Raw genomic sequence first — 15346 nt, 5'->3', positions numbered from 1 at the left:
CGCCCGGCGCAAGGCCAAGGCCAATGTTGTGGGAATCTGCGGGCTGGTGGAAAACATGCCCGATGGCAATGCCCAGCGCCCGGGCGATGTGGTCACCTCGATGTCCGGGCAGACCGTGGAAGTTATCAATACCGATGCCGAAGGGCGGTTGGTGCTGTGTGATTGCGTTACCTGGGTGCAAAAGGAATATGCCCCGCGCGCGATTATCGATCTGGCCACGCTGACCGGGGCGATGGTGATTTCGCTAGGCCATGAACAGGCCGGCATCTTCTCAAATGACGATGGCCTGGCGAGCAAACTGATTGCGGCTGGCGATGCCAGTGGCGACAAGCTGTGGCGGATGCCGCTGGGGGCTGCTTATGACAAGCTGATCGACAGCCCGATTGCCGATATGAAAAACGTTGGCCCCCGCGAAGGCGGATCGATCACTGCGGCGCAGTTCATCCTGCGCTATGTCGATAAGGGCATCCCCTGGGCGCACCTCGATATCGCCGGGATGGCCTGGGCCGGCAAACCCGGCGCAACCTGGGACAAGGGCGCAACCGGTTACGGTGTGCGCGTTCTGGACCGTTATGTCAGGGACCACCTTGAAGGATAGTCGGGCTTGAGGGTTGATTTCTACCAGTTAAGCCAGACCCCGGTCGAAGGCGCCTTGCCGCAGCTTGCGGCCAAGATGCTGGATGCCGGGGCGCGGGTGCTGGTGGTCTCTGCCGATGCGGATCAACGCGGGCGGATCAGTGCCGCACTGTGGGGTGTGAAGGAGCTGTTTCTGGCCCACGCTGCGGCAGGCGGCCCGCACGATGCCCGCCAGCCGATCCTGCTGGCCGAAAGCCTTGAGCCGCACAACGGTGCGACGTATCTGGCGCTGGCAGATGGGCAATGGCGCGAAGGAGCAGAAGCGTTTGAGCGGGTGTTTCTGCTGTTTGATGGCTCGATGATCGACGATGCCCGTGCAACCTGGCGCAAGCTGGGAGAGAGCGAAGGGGCCGAACGCAATTACTGGCGGCAGGAGCAAGGCCGCTGGACCAAGGCTGGCTGACGCCAAAACCTTGCGGCGCTGCATTTTCCCCGCTAGGGGCGCGCGCACCCTCCCAATACAAACCACCTTTGCAAGGAAATTGACATGGCGGTTACCCGCACCTTCTCGATCATCAAGCCCGATGCCACCCGCCGCAATCTGACCGGCGCGGTTACCAAGATGCTGGAAGAAGCCGGTTTGCGCGTTGTCGCTTCAAAGCGCATCCACATGACCCGCGCCCAGGCCGAAGGCTTTTACGCAGTTCACGCTGAGCGCCCGTTCTTTGGTGAACTGGTTGAATTCATGATCAGCGGCCCGGTTGTGGTTCAGGTGCTCGAAGGCGAAGATGCCATGCAGCGCAACCGCGACGTGATGGGCGCAACCAACCCTGCCAATGCCGAACCGGGCACGATCCGCAAGGAACTGGCCGAATCGATTGAGGCCAATTCGGTCCACGGTTCGGATTCGGATGAAAATGCGGCGATCGAAATCGCCTATTTCTTCAAGCCTGAAGAACTGGTCGGCTAAGCGGCGCTGCGCTAAAATCAAAGAGGCTGCCGGAGTGATCCGGCGGCCTTTTTTGTGCTTTGTGCTGCCCTTTTTTCGGGTTGCGGTGGCGATTTGATGCAAGACAAGGCGCCGCTACAAAGGCTTGCCGATACTGCTTTGCATCAACACCAAGCAAGGGAGAAGGCATGTCACACACCCCCCACGAACTCGCCGATGAGTTTCCCGGCGATCATGCGCTGCTGCACGAATTGAAGCTGCACAACGCGCATTTTGGCACACTTTCTGAGCGATACCACGCGCTGAACGGCGAAATACACCGGATCGAAGCCGGGATCGAAACCCCGTCCGACGAATATTGCGAAACGCTCAAGAAGAAGCGGCTGGCCTTGCTTGATGAAATTTCCGGGATCGTTTCGCAGGCCAAAGTGGCCTGAGCCAAACCGGCGGGCGGGCGGAAATCTCCGCTGGCCCGTTGCGTTTGCCGGGGCTGCGCCTATCTTCCTGGCAAAGGAGATTGCGCATGAAGGGCATGGGCGGTGAGGGCGAGGATTGCCCGTTCGAATTCAATTTCGATCCGGCGACATTCAAAGTCGGCGATACGGTGAGCTACAAGGTCAGCACGATGGAAGGCTGGCCGTTTGTTGGCACCTTGATCGAAGTGCATGACGATTATGTGGTGATCTCGCCCGGCCCAACCGAGCCTGATGCACGCTATCGCGCCTCGCGCCAGGATCGCCCGATGGTGGACGGTGCTGAGATCTGACCCAGGTCAGGGCTGCGTTGCGTCAGGGCTGCGTTGCGGTCTGAATTTTTGACTTGGTGTTATCGAAGCTGCTGCCAACCGTAGCACCAAGACCCTGCACGCCGACGACGAGCCCGACGACCATCAAGCTGCAGATCAGGCCGTATTCAACCGCGGATGTCCCGGCCTGGTCGTCCCAAAGTTTGCGCATGAATGCCATTTCCGGTCTCCTCAGTCTTTGTATCGATAATTTGGGATAGACGGGGATGCCTACTTTGGAATTTCCGAAATTGGTTAATGATTTGAACCGTCAAAATTGATCTGCGGCGCTGAACAGGCCGGTCAGCTTTTTGGGGGCAATGCTGTGCCAGCTGCGATTGAGGCTGGTGGCTACCGCGTCCCAGTCGGTATCGCCAAGATCAAGGCGGATGCCGATCCAGCCGTCACCAAAATAGGGCGGGCGGTAATAGCGGGCCTCGTCCAACTCGATAAGCTGGGCCTGCTCGTCTGCACCGCTGATCTTGACCAGCAGCGCAACCTTGCCGTCACCGTGGTGATCGTTCGAAACATAGGCAAATTTCTTGCCCTTCACGATCCCGAAGCAAGGCATTGCGTGGCTTAGCACTTCGTCGGTTTCGGGCAGGGCCAATGCCAGCTCACGAACTTGCTGGATCAGGAAATCGGGCGATGAACCCTGCGCCACCAGATCGGACAGGCAACGCGCATAAAGCTGATGTTCTGCGATCAGCACCCGTGCGGCCAGGCTATCGGCGGTGTCGCCCGGCAGGATCACTACCGGGGTCTGGCCCAGCACTGGCCCGTCGTCCAGCGCGGCAGTTACCAGATGGACGGTGCAGCCCCCACAGCTATCACCGGCGGCAAGCGCGCGTTCATGGGTGTGAAGCCCGGTATACTTGGGCAAAAGCGAGGGATGGATATTGAGCATCCGGCCATCCCATCCCGTCACGAATTCAGCCGTCAGAATGCGCATATAACCCGCCAGCGCGACATACTGTGCCCCGCTGGCCCGGATGGCAGCATCCATCGCCATATCGTGATCGATCCGCGCCATGCCCTGGTGCGGCAGGGCAAAAGTGCCGATCCCTTCGGCCGCCGCAAGTGTCAGCCCAGCAGCGCCGGGATTGTTCGATCCCACCAGCACAATCTCATATGGGCAATCAGCTGCGCGGGAGGCATAGAGCAGCGCGGCCATATTGGTGCCGCTGCCCGAAATGAGCACGGCGACCTTGGCGCGTTCAGGCAAGATGCGCGGCTTCCCAGGCATCGCGGGCACTCCACACTTCGGCATCGCCAAAAACGGTGCAGCCGCGCAGACCCGCTTCAACCGCGCCGATCACGTGGATCGTTTCACCGGCGGCTTCCAGTCCGGTTATCAGGCCAGGCGCTTCATCCGCCGCCACCGCCAGCACCATCCCGATTCCACAGTTGAAGGTCCGGGCCATTTCGGCTGGCTCGATATTGCCTTGCGCCTGCAGGAACGCCATCAGCCGGGTTTGCTCCCACGCGCCGGCATCAATCCGGGCATGAAGGCCTTCGGGCAGGACCCGGGGGACGTTTTCCAGCAGGCCGCCGCCGGTGATGTGGGCCAAAGCATGGATATTGCCGCCGCGGATCACCGGCAGCAGGCTTTTCACATAGATCCGGGTCGGCTCAATCAAATGGTCGATCAGCAGGCGTTCCGGATCGAACAGGGCCGGGCGATCCATCCGCCAGCCAAGATCCGCAGCCAGCCGGCGGACCAGCGAATAGCCGTTTGAATGGACCCCGCTGCTGGCAAGGCCCAGAAGCAGATCACCTTCAGCAACCTTGCTGCCGGTCAACTGTTCACCGCGTTCCACCGCGCCCACGCAGAACCCGGCCAGATCATAGTCCCCCGCAGCGTACATCCCGGGCATTTCGGCGGTTTCGCCGCCGATCAGCGCACACCCGGCCAGCTTGCAGCCATCAGCAATCCCCGCCACCACGCGGGTTGCGATGCCGTTTTCCAGCTTGCCGGTGGCGAAATAATCAAGGAACAGCAGTGGCTCTGCACCCTGGACGATCAGATCGTTGACGCACATCGCAACCAGATCCTGTCCGATTGTATCGTGCCGATCGAAATCGATCGCCAGCTTAACCTTGGTGCCCACCCCATCGTTGGCGGCCACCAGCAAGGGATCGGTATAGCCCGCCGCCTTCAGATCAAAGAAGCCGCCAAAGCCGCCCAATTCGGCGTCTGCGCCCGGTCTGGCGGTGGCTTTTGCCAGCGGACCGATCGCCTTTACCAGCGCGTTGCCGGCGGCGATTGAGACGCCAGCCTGTTCATAGGAATAGCTCTTTGGGGGCGGATTGTTAGACATTGCGCGCGGCCTAGCCTTTTCCTGCTTGGATTTCCACGGATGATTGGGCAAAAGGCACCCGGTTTTCCCCGATGACACCTATTTCACCTTCCATCCTTTCCGCCCGGAGGCGCACCCGACCTGCTGCATTGGCCTTGGCGGCTGCGCTGTTGGCCGCGCTGCTGGCTGCAATCCTGCTGGGGCCGGGCCAACTTTGGGCCCAGGTCGAAGGTGATCGCGGGATCGTGCCGGTGGCCAGCACTTCGGACATCCAGATCAACGATATTGAAGTGAACACAACCGGATCAAGCGCTGAGGAAGCGCGATCGAAGGGCTGGGAAGAGGCTGCGCGGCTGGCCTGGAAAAAGGCTGGCGGCCCGGCAATGGCCGATGGTTCGATCCAGTCGATGGTCTCTGCAATCGTGATCCAGCGCGAACAGATCGGTCCGCGCCGTTATATTGCCACGCTTGGCGTGGTTTTCGATCGGGCACGGGCCGGGCAATTTGTTGGCGGGGCCAACGGCGGACGCAAGCATTCTGCGCCCCTGCTGGTGGTTCCGGTGCTCTATTCGGGCGGTGTTGCGCAGGTCTATGAAGTGAAAAGCCCTTGGCAAAAAGCCTGGGCGGAATTTCGCGCTGGCAACAGTCCGATCGATTATGTGCGTCCGGTCGGTGCCGGGGGCGATTCGCTGATTCTAACCGCCGGGCAGCCAGGTCGGCGCAGCCGGGCGTGGTGGCGCAATGTGCTGGATCAGTTTGGCGCGGCCGATGCCGTGTTCCCCGAAGCGCGGCTGGAACGGCAATGGCCGGGCGGCCCGGTGCGCGGTACCTTCACTGCGCGGTACGGCCCAGACAACGTCTATCTTGGCAGCTTTACCCTGACCGCCAAGGATGAGGCCGCCTTGCCAAAGATGCTGGCCGATGCGGTTGTCCAGCTTGATCAGATCTATGGCGCGGCGCTGGCTGATGGCCGGCTTAAGGTCGATACCTCGCTTAACGTGACCGGCCAGATTGATCCCGGTATCGCTGCGCTGATTGCCGCCGGGCAAAACCCGCAAGTTGCCGCGCCAACGGACAAGCCCAGCGCCAAGCCCAGCGATGGCGCCAGCCCCGCTGCAACACCAACTGCCACGTCCGCGCCGGTTGAAACCCGCACCTTTACTGTCCAGTTTGCATCGCCCGATGCTGCGGCGGTTGATTCCGCACTTGGCGCCGTGCGCAGTGCGCCCGGCGTAAAGGGCGCATCCACCACCAGTCTGGCGATGGGCGGCACTTCGGTGATGCGGGTCACCTACGAAGGTGATCTCGATACCCTGGCGGCCTCGCTCAGGGGGCGCGGTTGGAAGGTTTCGGTTGGCGCCAACGCGCTTTCAATCAAACGCTGATATGAGCCAGATTGCGCTTCCCCTTGAAACGGGGGCTAACGGCCCATCGCGGATTGTCATTGGCAATGCCAATCAGGCTGCACTGGAAGCGATCAGCGCAGCATCAAGCTGGCCATTCCGCACTGCTATTCTGGCCGGGCCGCCGCGATCGGGAAAATCTCTGATTGCCAAATGGTTTCAGGCCGCAAGCGATGGCGAAGCAATCGATGATGCCGATCAGTTGGACGAGACTGAACTGTTTCACCGCTGGAACCGTGCGCAGGAAGATGCCGCCCCGTTGCTGCTGATAACAACCTTGCGTGAAGCAGGTTGGCAGATCACGCTGCCCGATCTGGCATCACGGCTTAGCGCGGCGTTGCACCTGGAAATAGGGGTGCCGGACGATACCATGATGGCCGAATTGATTTTGCTCTACGCTGAGATGCGCCGGCTACCGCTGGGCCTGGATGCAGCGGCCTATCTTGCGGCCCGGGGCGAGCGTTCCCATGTTATGGCCGAACGGTTGGTTGAAACAATCGACCGGCTGGGCATGGAACGCAAAGCCCCGCCGGGGATGGCGATCTGCCGCGAGGCTTTGGAACTGCTGATGGGGCCGGAAGAACCGCGCTTGATTTGAACGGCCCTGCATGGGACAAAGAGGCTACGATGCTGGAACAACTGACCCGCTATTTGGATTCGATCGTGGCCCGCGATCCAAGCCCGCGCTCGCGCTGGGAAGTGCTGCTTTATCCCGGCGTTTGGGCATTGGGGCTGCACCGGTTGGCGCATTGGCTGTTTGAGGCTGATCTGTTCTGGCTAGCCCGGGCGATCAACCATACCAGCCGTTTCCTGACGGCGATCGATATCCATCCCGGTGCGCGGATCGGGCGCAATTTCTTTATCGATCATGGTTTTGTGGTGATCGGTGAAACCGCGATCATTGGTGATAACGTCACCATGTATCAAGGCAGCACGCTGGGCGGAACCAATCCCACCAATGGCGTTGGCGGCAAGCGCCACCCAACAATTGGCGATGATGTGATTGTCAGCCTGGGGGCTGCGATCCTGGGGCCACTAATGATCGGAAAAGGGGCTCGGATCGGCGCGAATGCGGTAGTGACCAAGGATGTGCCTGAAGGGGCAACGATGGTCGGCATCCCGGCCAAGCCCACGCTGGTCGAAGTAAAGCCTGAAACCCAGAATTTCGTTCCCTATGGCACCCCGTGCAGCGAACGGTTTGATCCGGCCACCCAAAAGCTGGAATTGCTGCAATGCGAAATGCTGGCGATGCAGCTCAGGCTAAACAGCCTACTGGATGAACGCGATGCCCAGACGGTCAAGCAAAATTCGGCGCGCAAGCGTTCGGGAACCAAGCGCGCTTGAACGCTACCGTCACGCCCTTTCCCACGCCCGCGCAGCGCGCGGTGCAGGTGGGATTGGAACGGCAAGAATTGCTGCGGATCCTTGATCTTTACGGGCGGATGGTGGCGGCCGGCCAATGGCGCGATTACGCGATGGACTTCACCAGCGATGCCGCCGTCTTTTCAGCCTTTCGCCGCGCTGCAGAACGCCCGGCAGTGCGGATTGAAAAACGCCCTGCGCTGCACACCAAGCAAGGCATGTGGGCGCTTTACGGAGAGGCCGGGCAAATCCTGAAGCGCGGCCATGAACTGCCCGGGGTACTGTTCCCGCTGGAGCGCAAACTGATGAAAGTGGTGGCCGGTTAGGCCGCGACAGTAGCCACAACCCCTTTCGGCAGCCGGGATTGAATGGATCGCGGCAAACGCAGCACCAATGCGCTGCGGATCGGGGTCCAGAAGGCTGAAAGCGCCAGCAAGGCCGATCCGATCACCAATGCAGTAAGCGCTACATTCAGTTCAACCGCGCCATAGGACCGGAACAATTGCCCCAGCGCCACCAAGACATAGGCCAGCGCTGAAACCAGCAGCGCCCGGCGATCCACTGCCAGCGCGACCAGCCCGAACAGCAGATAGATTGCCAATACGCCAAAGGCCTGCGCCGTGCCGATCTCCTCTCCGCCAGTAACCCCCATCCAGTAGAACAGCGGATGCGCGATCAGCGGCGCGGCCAGCAGGTGTAGCCAAAAAGCGATATCGGCGTTCTGGGTCTTGCGCGCCAGATCGGTCAGATCCCATTTCATCGCATAGACAAACACCGCCAGGCCGCAAACTAGCGCCGCCGGTGCGATCACGGCGTTGCTGTTCAAATCTTGCCCGGTGGCAGCTGCCAAAGTGGCTAGCAGCACCAGCACCACCCCAGCCAAAACGGCCGCAATGGTTATGGAAACCCGAAACCGCAGCCAATGCGCGCCGGCACCCAGCGCGGCAAACAGGCCCCCGGCTGCCGCAATCAGCGATTCCTGCCAGGGATAGCGGACCATATCGGGGTAGGTTTCGGTCTTACCGCCGAAATTGTAGCTCTTGATGACGGAATGTTCTGGAAAGAATTCAGCCAATGTAGCCCCGGCGCAAAGCCCCAGGCCAATAGCGAATGACAGCAGCAGAACGATCGAAGGCAAAGCCATCCGCCGCTTGCGGGTAAAAGCTTCGGCCATCAGCCACGATGCCCCCGCAACCAGCAGCGCGCCAAAGGCAAAACTGAATTGCCCGCCCAGCGCGGCTGAAGCAAAGATCACCAGAGCACAGGCAATCGTCACGAAGATATCGTTGAAGCCGGTGATCAGCCGCAGCTGCTCTTCATCGGCCATCGGGGCAGAACGCAGGCCCGCCACATGCCCGCGCAAGCTATCGGCTGCTTCGGCGCTGATCGCCCCGGCGCTGACCGCGCTTTGCAGTTCGCTTTCGGAATACATCGGGCATTCTCCCCATAGAATGGCGCAGAGAATGCCCGATGTGTATTATTACGTCAATACACTGTGGCGCTTACGCGCCAAGCCCGCCAATTTTGGCCAGCGCAGCCATCACCACCTGGCTCTGCTCTCCGCCTGATTGGGGGACGATCTCGCCTGTACGGTCGATGATCTGATCCCAAACGGCAGCGATCCCTTCGGGGGTGCGTTCGTCAGCGGGCAGGGCCACACCCGGCGTCAGCGTGATATAGGCCGCGTGGTAAGCCCCCGCGCCAGCGCCGCAGATCATGTTGGTCGGCGCATCTTCGCTGACCAGATAGAGCGCCATCGGGGCAACGTTTTCAGGGCTGAGCGCGTTGAACAGCATTTCGGGCATCCCGAGATCTTCAGTCATCCGGGTGCCGGCCACCGGAGCCAGCGTGTTGACCCGCACGTTGTACTTCGCGCCTTCCAGCGCCAGCGTCTTGGTTAGCCCGGCAAGGCCCAACTTGGCCGCGCCATAGTTGGCCTGGCCAAAGTTGCCGAACAGGCCGGTGCTGCTGGCGGTGTTGAGGATCCGGCCATAGGTTTGCTCGCGCATCATATCCCAGACCGCCTTGGTGCAATTGGCGCTGCCGTTCAGGTGGACATCGACAACCAGCTTCCAATCGGCCATTTCCATCTTGGCAAAGCTTTTGTCGCGCAGGATACCGGCATTGTTGATCAGGATATGCACGCCGCCCCAGGCTTCCTTGGTCTTGGCAACCATTTCGACCATCTGTTCGTATTCGGTAACCGAGCCGCCGTTCGACATGGCTTCGCCGCCTGCTGCCTTGATTTCCTCAACCACTTTCAAGGCTGCATCGCTATGGCCGGTGCCATCGCGGCTGCCGCCCAGATCGTTGACGACAACCTTGGCACCGCGCGCCGCAAGCTCTAGCGCATAGGCACGGCCAAGCCCGCCGCCGGCACCGGTGACAATTGCGACGCGATCTTTGAACGAAATGGTCATGAGCGTTTTCTCCGCTGAAAATGGTTGATCCCACTGGGGAAGCGGGCGCGGCATGGCATGGGCGCGCTGGGCTGGCAATATGCCGCAGTGCAGCACCCGTGTTCCCTAGCGTCAATCGGGAGTATTACGCAGGCAGGGCCAGACCTAAGGCCGCGAATCGGGATTTCAAAGCCTGCGCAAAGCTGGCACCAGTTCATCGAAATGGCCGATCACGGCATCTGCGCCCAATTGATCCAGCGGGGCATCAACAAAGCCAAAGCTAACCGCCACGCACGGCAGCCCCGCCGCTTTGGCCGCGCCGGTATCGAAAGTGGTATCGCCGACATAGGCCGCCCGCCCGCCGCCGCATTGCGCTACCATGGCGTGCAGCGCTTGTGGATCGGGCTTTAACGGCCAGGTTCCGCCACCGATGATCGTGGCAAAGCGGGATGACAGGCCCAATGCGTCAAACAGCTTCACCGCCAGATGATGCGGCTTGTTGGTTACGACCGCCAGTTTGATTCCCATTGCGGCAAGCGCGTCCAGCATCGCCTCACCGCCCGGAAACAACGCGGTGTAGTGGGCGATATTTTCGCCATAGTGGCCGACCAGCACCTGGCGGAGTGCTTCAAATTCGATTCCCTGATCGCCGCCGGTAAGTGCCAGCGCGCGGCGCAGCATCAGGCCAGATCCGCCGCCGATCAGATTGCGGACATCTTCATATGGCACCGCAGGCCGGCCAATCGTGCCCAGCGCATGGTTGAGCGCAGCACCCAGATCGCGCGAAGTATCAAGCAAGGTGCCATCAAGATCAAAGCCGACGATATCGAAGGGAATTGTCATACTGTGGCCCATCGCACGCACGTTGTGGAATCGGCAAGCATTTGGTGGCATGGACATTAACCATGAGCGCCAATACTCCTCTCGCAATCGTCACCCTTGCCGCTGGCAAGGGCACACGGATGAAAAGCAGCTTGCACAAGGTGCTGCACCCGATCGCGGGCAGGCCGATGATCGATCATTTGCTGGCCAGCGCGGCCCAGCTTGCGCCGACCCGATCGGTGGTGGTCGCCGGACACGGGCGTGAGCAGCTTGAGGCGCATCTGAGCAATCGTGCAGTGATCGCGGTGCAGGATCCGCAGCACGGCACCGGCCATGCTGTCCAGCAAGCAGAAACGGCGCTGGCGGGTTTCGCTGGCGATGTGCTTATCCTTTATGGCGATGTGCCATTCGTTTGCACTGCAACAATGCGTTCGATGATCGAAAGGCTGCACGGGGCGGATAAGCCCGCGGTGGTGGTGCTGGGCTTCGAACCCGCCGATACGCTGGCCTATGGCCGTGTCATTACCGAAGATGACCGGATCACCAAGATGGTGGAACACAAGGATGCCAGCGAGGCCGAGCGCGCCTGCCGGCTGTGCAATTCCGGGCTGATGGCCGTGCGTAGTACCGATCTGTTCGGCCTTCTCGCCCGCGTTACCAACCATAATTCGCAGCGCGAATATTACCTGGTCGATGTGGTCAACGTGGCCAATGCCGATGGCCGGACCTGCGCGGTGGTGGTCACATCCGATCCGCACGAGGTGGAAGGGATCAACAGCCGCGCCGAACTCGCGCTGGCCGAACACCGCTGGCAAAACTGCCGCCGCAAACAGGCTATGGATGAAGGCGCCAGCCTGATCGCGCCCGAAACGGTATGGTTCGCCTGGGATACCGTGCTGGGGCAGGACGTGTTGATTGAACCCAATGTATTCTTTGGTTCCGGCGTGACGGTGGCTGACGGGGTGAAGATCCGGGCCAACTGCCATATCGAAGGCGCACGGATTGCAAGCGGCTGCGAGGTTGGCCCCTTCGCCCGGCTGCGCCCCGGCACCGTGCTGGGCAAGAAAGCCAAGATCGGCAACTTCGTCGAAGTCAAAAAGAGCGTGCTGGGCGATGGGGCCAAGGCCAACCACCTGTCCTACATCGGCGATGCCGAAGTGGGCGCCGGGGCCAACATCGGCGCAGGCACGATCACCTGCAACTACGATGGCTATTTCAAATACAAGACCGTGATCGGCGAACGGGCCTTCATCGGCTCGAACTCGTCACTGGTTGCTCCGGTGAAGATCGGGCCAGATGCGATTGTCGCAGCAGGCAGCGCGGTAACGCGGGATGTGGCAGCGGGCGAGTTGCGGATTGTGCGGGCAGAACAGCTGGTCAAGCCGGGCTGGGCTGACCGCTTCCACGATGCGATGAAGAAGAAGAAGGCGGAGAAGCGCAACTAGCGCGCTTGCCCAGTTACGCGCTCCTCAGAATGAAATAGGACTAGCCCAGCAATTGCTATTGCTCAATTGCTTAAGGCAGACTTGGTAGGTCCCCGAAGGCAATGCCGTGCCGGTTACCAGGTCGATGAAGGGAGGCTTGACCTTGGTTGAGCCATTTCCAGATGCCGGGCAGCGGATTTTCTTTACCGCGTGGGAAGCGCCTGATGCATCAACAAAGTGGATTTTGACCTGCGCTGTACCAGACACATTGGGAGTGCACGTGCCTGTTACGATCACATTCCCGGTCACGCTATCGACCGACACTGCGGTAACAGTCGGAGGGGCAGCGTTGATCGCCTGAGCGCTAAAAAGCGCTGAAACTGCAATCGCAACGGTCAATTTGTGGGCGGTGCGCATTTTTGGCAAGTCCTTCTGATGATATCCAACGCTTAAGCCCATGTAACCAAGACACAAGCTGAACATGCGCTCTTGACATGATATCATGATATGATATCAGTATATCAATGGCTCGTATTCTGACCGACATTCCCGATGAAGACATCGAAAAACTTGATGCGCTTGCCAAACGCCAGGGCAAATCGCGCGCTGCCGAAATCCGTGAGGCGGTCAAATTGCATTTGATCCACAACGCCGAAAACAACGATTGGATCGAGCGTTGGGCCGGTTTGTGGGCTGATCGCGATGACATCCCTGACGGCGTCGAATATCAGCAGGCGATGCGCGAAGACCGCCGTCCTTATGAAGATATCTAGCCGGTGAGCGATCCTTTCTTTGACACAAACATTGTAGTCGACTGGTTCAAGCGCAAACCGCAAGGGACCGCTGAACTTGCGCGATACAAGAACCACCGCATCAGCCGGATTGTGTGGACCGAAATTCTGGCCGGTGAGGCGCTCGACGCGCGTGATTCAGTGCGGCAGGCCCTCGCTAATTTTGAAGTCGTTGAGCTTGATGCCCGGATCGCCGCAGCGGCTGCGGACATTCGGCATCGTTCAAAGATGAAACTGATGGATGCCTTCATCCTCGCCACTGCGCAAGTGAACGGGGCGATCCTTATTACACGAAATACAAAGGATTTTCCGGCAGAGATGCCGGGCATCCGGGTTCCCTATACCCTCTAGAGAAAGCAGAATCGCATGTGCGGCATTATTGGCATCGTCGGCAAGGAAGCCGTGGCAGACCGTTTGGTCGATGGCCTGCGCCGGATGGAATATCGCGGCTATGACAGCTCGGGCGTCTGCACGGTCCATGATGGCCAGTTGATCCGCCGTCGCGCGCCCGGCAAATTGCAGGGCCTGGTGCGCGAGCTGGCGCGCGATCCGGCCCCCGGCACCACCGGGATCGCCCACACCCGCTGGGCCACCCACGGCGCGCCGACTGCGGCCAATGCCCATCCGCATGCCACCGCTGTGCTGGCGCTGGTTCACAACGGGATCATCGAGAATTTTCGCCAGTTGAAAGATGCGCTGACGGCGCGCGGACGCATTTTTGAAAGCGATACCGATACCGAAGTGGTCGCCCACTTGCTGTCCGAACAGGTCGAAGCTGGCAAAAGCCCCGAAGAGGCGGTCAAGGCCACCTTGCCGCAGCTGCGCGGTGCCTTTGCGCTGGCAATCGCGTTCAAGGACTATCCCGATATGCTGATCGGCGCGCGGCTGGGATCGCCGTTGGTGCTAGGCTTCGGAGAAGGGGAGACTTACCTGGGATCTGATGCGCTGGCGCTCGCCCCGCTCACGCAAAAGATCGCCTATCTGGATGAGGGCGATTGGGTGGTGATCACCCGCGATGCGGCGCGGATCTATGACAAGGACAACCAGCCCGCCACCCGCGAGGTGACAACCTCTGGCGCTTCGGCAGCAGAGATCGAGAAGGGCAATTACCGCCACTTCATGCAGAAGGAGATTTTCGAGCAGCCGACCGTGGTGGCACAGACGCTGCGCTCTTATATCCGCCAGGTCGATCAATCGATCGCGCTGCCGCAATTTGATTTTGATCTGTCCAGTATCAACCGTGTCACCATTGTCGCCTGCGGGACCAGCTATTATGCCGGGATGGTCGCCAAGTATTGGTTCGAACAGTTCGCGCGGCTGCCGGCCGACATCGATTTCGCATCCGAGTTCCGTTATCGCGAGCCGGTGATGGAAAAGGGCGGACTTTCGCTGTTCATCTCGCAAAGCGGCGAGACGGCGGACACCTTGGCGGCGCTGCGGCACTGCAAGGCGCAAGGCCAATCCATCGCGGTGGTGGTCAACGTACCGACCAGTTCGATGGCGCGCGAGGCCGATCTTCTGCTGCCCACCCATGCCGGGCCGGAAATCGGGGTTGCCTCAACCAAGGCCTTCACCTGTCAGCTTGCTGTGCTGGCCGCGCTGGCTGCGCATATGGCGGTGAAGCGCGGGCTGATGGACCGGGCTGAGGAGGCCGAGGTGGTCAAGCATCTGCTCGAAGCGCCCTCTAGCCTAAACGCCGCGCTGGCCCATGATGACGAGATCGCGGCCATGGCTCACCTTATCGCGCCGGCCCGCGATGTACTTTATCTGGGGCGCGGGCAGGACTATCCGCTGGCTTTGGAAGGTGCATTAAAGCTCAAGGAAATCAGCTACATTCATGCCGAAGGTTATGCATCAGGTGAAATGAAGCACGGCCCGATAGCGCTGATTGACGAAGCTGTGCCGGTGATCGTGCTCGCGCCCAGTGGGCCGCTGTTCGAAAAGACCGTTTCGAACATGCAAGAGGTCCGCGCACGCGGCGGCAAGGTGGTGCTGATCAGCGACAAGGCCGGGCTTGATGAAGCGGGTGAGGGCTGCCTCGCCACAATCGAAATGCCCAAGGTCCATGCCTTGATCGCCCCGTTGGTCTATGCCGTTCCAGTCCAGCTCTTGGCCTATCACGTGGCTTGCGTGAAGGGCACCGATGTTGATCAGCCCCGCAATCTGGCCAAATCGGTGACGGTGGAGTAGGCCAGCTTTCCTTAGGGAGGCGCACCGATGTCTGAACTGATTTTTCTGGTCGCTTTTTTCGGTGCACCGCTGCTGATATTGTGGCTGTTTTTTGCCCGGCTGCGGATGATCCGGAACCATCGCTGGCACGATCTGGGGCGCGATGAAGAAACGATGCCGGATGTTCATCCCTATGAAGAAGCCGAACGGACCGAGGATGGCCTGACTTTTGGCAGGGCAATGAATTTCGATCCAACCCTTTCCGCTGTTTCCAAACGTGCCGAGGCAATGCCTGACATCGACAAGACACTGCTAGGCCGACGCTAGCAGTCCATTGCCCCCCTGACAGGGCCGATTTCGATAGCTT

Annotated in this window: 20 protein-coding genes and 1 pseudogene; 14 read left to right on the top strand and 7 right to left on the bottom strand. The window is 60.4% G+C overall.

The genetic code is table 11. The features are described from left to right. The 5 genes and pseudogenes from ABL914_RS10825 to ABL914_RS10805 all read left to right on the top strand — a co-directional run. Positions 1–598, top strand: a pseudogene (locus tag ABL914_RS10825) (leucyl aminopeptidase); the annotation flags it as partial. A 6-nt stretch (positions 599–604) separates the two neighbouring features. After that, on the top strand, positions 605–1039 hold the full coding sequence (locus ABL914_RS10820; RefSeq protein WP_391563191.1) for a DNA polymerase III subunit chi: 435 nt from the start codon (positions 605–607) through the stop codon (positions 1037–1039). 84 nt (positions 1040–1123) lie between these two features. Continuing rightward, on the top strand, positions 1124–1546 hold the full coding sequence (gene ndk, locus ABL914_RS10815; RefSeq protein WP_391563190.1) for a nucleoside-diphosphate kinase: 423 nt from the start codon (positions 1124–1126) through the stop codon (positions 1544–1546). A 167-nt stretch (positions 1547–1713) separates the two neighbouring features. Continuing rightward, a complete protein-coding gene (locus ABL914_RS10810; RefSeq protein ID WP_391563189.1) occupies positions 1714–1962 on the top strand; it encodes a YdcH family protein in 249 nt (82 codons plus the stop codon). 86 nt (positions 1963–2048) lie between these two features. Continuing rightward, positions 2049–2291, top strand: a complete 243-nt coding sequence (locus ABL914_RS10805; protein WP_391563188.1) for a hypothetical protein — start codon at positions 2049–2051, stop codon at positions 2289–2291. Positions 2292–2313: 22 nt separating this feature from the next. Here the strand turns inward: ABL914_RS10805 and ABL914_RS10800 are convergent, their stop codons facing one another. The 3 genes from ABL914_RS10800 to purM form a co-directional block, all read right to left on the bottom strand. Continuing rightward, entirely contained in the window at positions 2314–2490 is a 177-nt protein-coding gene (locus tag ABL914_RS10800; RefSeq protein WP_391563187.1) for a Flp family type IVb pilin, read from the bottom strand. Positions 2491–2580: 90 nt separating this feature from the next. Continuing rightward, entirely contained in the window at positions 2581–3555 is a 975-nt protein-coding gene (gene purN, locus ABL914_RS10795) for a phosphoribosylglycinamide formyltransferase (RefSeq protein ID WP_391563186.1), read from the bottom strand. Continuing rightward, positions 3527–4630, bottom strand: coding sequence for a phosphoribosylformylglycinamidine cyclo-ligase (gene purM / locus ABL914_RS10790; protein WP_391563185.1), 1104 nt, complete (start codon positions 4628–4630; stop codon positions 3527–3529). The genes purN and purM overlap by 29 nt, the downstream gene beginning before the upstream one ends. A gap of 134 nt (positions 4631–4764) precedes the next feature. Between purM and ABL914_RS10785 the strand changes: the two genes are divergently transcribed. The 4 genes from ABL914_RS10785 to ABL914_RS10770 are packed head-to-tail and all read left to right on the top strand — an operon-like array spanning position 4765 to position 7700. Then, positions 4765–5994, top strand: coding sequence for a heavy-metal-associated domain-containing protein (locus ABL914_RS10785; RefSeq protein ID WP_391563184.1), 1230 nt, complete (start codon positions 4765–4767; stop codon positions 5992–5994). Position 5995: 1 nt separating this feature from the next. After that, positions 5996–6610 carry an ATPase gene (locus tag ABL914_RS10780; protein WP_391563183.1) on the top strand — a complete coding sequence of 205 codons (615 nt, stop codon included), beginning with the start codon at positions 5996–5998 and terminating at the stop codon, positions 6608–6610. Positions 6611–6639: 29 nt separating this feature from the next. Beyond that, a complete protein-coding gene (gene epsC, locus ABL914_RS10775; RefSeq protein ID WP_391563194.1) occupies positions 6640–7356 on the top strand; it encodes a serine O-acetyltransferase EpsC in 717 nt (238 codons plus the stop codon). Next, the gene (locus ABL914_RS10770) at positions 7353–7700 is read left to right on the top strand and encodes a DUF2794 domain-containing protein (RefSeq protein ID WP_391563182.1); all 348 of its coding nucleotides are present in this window, start codon (positions 7353–7355) and stop codon (positions 7698–7700) included. Before epsC ends, ABL914_RS10770 begins: the two co-directional genes overlap by 4 nt. On the opposite strand, the gene ABL914_RS10765 is transcribed toward ABL914_RS10770, so the two are convergent. From ABL914_RS10765 to ABL914_RS10755, 3 genes are all read right to left on the bottom strand, one after another. Further along, on the bottom strand, positions 7697–8806 hold the full coding sequence (locus ABL914_RS10765) for a hypothetical protein (protein WP_391563181.1): 1110 nt from the start codon (positions 8804–8806) through the stop codon (positions 7697–7699). The two genes, ABL914_RS10770 and ABL914_RS10765, sit on opposite strands and share 4 nt — an antisense overlap. Before the next feature lie 70 nt (positions 8807–8876). Then, positions 8877–9794 (bottom strand): SDR family oxidoreductase, encoded by a 918-nt coding sequence (locus ABL914_RS10760; RefSeq protein WP_391563180.1) that lies wholly within the window; start codon positions 9792–9794, stop codon positions 8877–8879. Positions 9795–9959: 165 nt separating this feature from the next. Continuing rightward, entirely contained in the window at positions 9960–10616 is a 657-nt protein-coding gene (locus ABL914_RS10755) for an HAD-IA family hydrolase (protein ID WP_391563179.1), read from the bottom strand. A gap of 62 nt (positions 10617–10678) precedes the next feature. Between ABL914_RS10755 and glmU the strand changes: the two genes are divergently transcribed. Then, the gene (gene glmU, locus ABL914_RS10750) at positions 10679–12040 is read left to right on the top strand and encodes a bifunctional UDP-N-acetylglucosamine diphosphorylase/glucosamine-1-phosphate N-acetyltransferase GlmU (protein ID WP_391563178.1); all 1362 of its coding nucleotides are present in this window, start codon (positions 10679–10681) and stop codon (positions 12038–12040) included. Between the two features lie 24 nt (positions 12041–12064). On the opposite strand, the gene ABL914_RS10745 is transcribed toward glmU, so the two are convergent. Further along, entirely contained in the window at positions 12065–12436 is a 372-nt protein-coding gene (locus tag ABL914_RS10745; RefSeq protein WP_391563177.1) for a hypothetical protein, read from the bottom strand. A gap of 107 nt (positions 12437–12543) precedes the next feature. On the opposite strand from ABL914_RS10745, the gene ABL914_RS10740 reads away from it, so the two are divergent. The 4 genes from ABL914_RS10740 to ABL914_RS10725 are packed head-to-tail and all read left to right on the top strand — an operon-like array spanning position 12544 to position 15306. Then, positions 12544–12792 carry a ribbon-helix-helix domain-containing protein gene (locus tag ABL914_RS10740; RefSeq protein WP_391563176.1) on the top strand — a complete coding sequence of 83 codons (249 nt, stop codon included), beginning with the start codon at positions 12544–12546 and terminating at the stop codon, positions 12790–12792. A gap of 3 nt (positions 12793–12795) precedes the next feature. Then, positions 12796–13161 (top strand): type II toxin-antitoxin system VapC family toxin, encoded by a 366-nt coding sequence (locus ABL914_RS10735; RefSeq protein WP_391563175.1) that lies wholly within the window; start codon positions 12796–12798, stop codon positions 13159–13161. Positions 13162–13176: 15 nt separating this feature from the next. Then, positions 13177–15000 carry a glutamine--fructose-6-phosphate transaminase (isomerizing) gene (gene glmS, locus ABL914_RS10730; protein ID WP_391563174.1) on the top strand — a complete coding sequence of 608 codons (1824 nt, stop codon included), beginning with the start codon at positions 13177–13179 and terminating at the stop codon, positions 14998–15000. 27 nt (positions 15001–15027) lie between these two features. Further along, positions 15028–15306, top strand: coding sequence for a hypothetical protein (locus tag ABL914_RS10725; protein WP_391563173.1), 279 nt, complete (start codon positions 15028–15030; stop codon positions 15304–15306). Positions 15307–15346: the final 40 nt, after the last annotated feature.

It is taken from the genome of Novosphingobium sp. (genome assembly GCF_040079535.1).
Classification (GTDB): Bacteria; Pseudomonadota; Alphaproteobacteria; order Sphingomonadales; family Sphingomonadaceae; genus Novosphingobium.
Note: the sequence above shows the minus strand (reverse complement) of the source record. Positions and strands in the feature narration are given on the sequence as shown.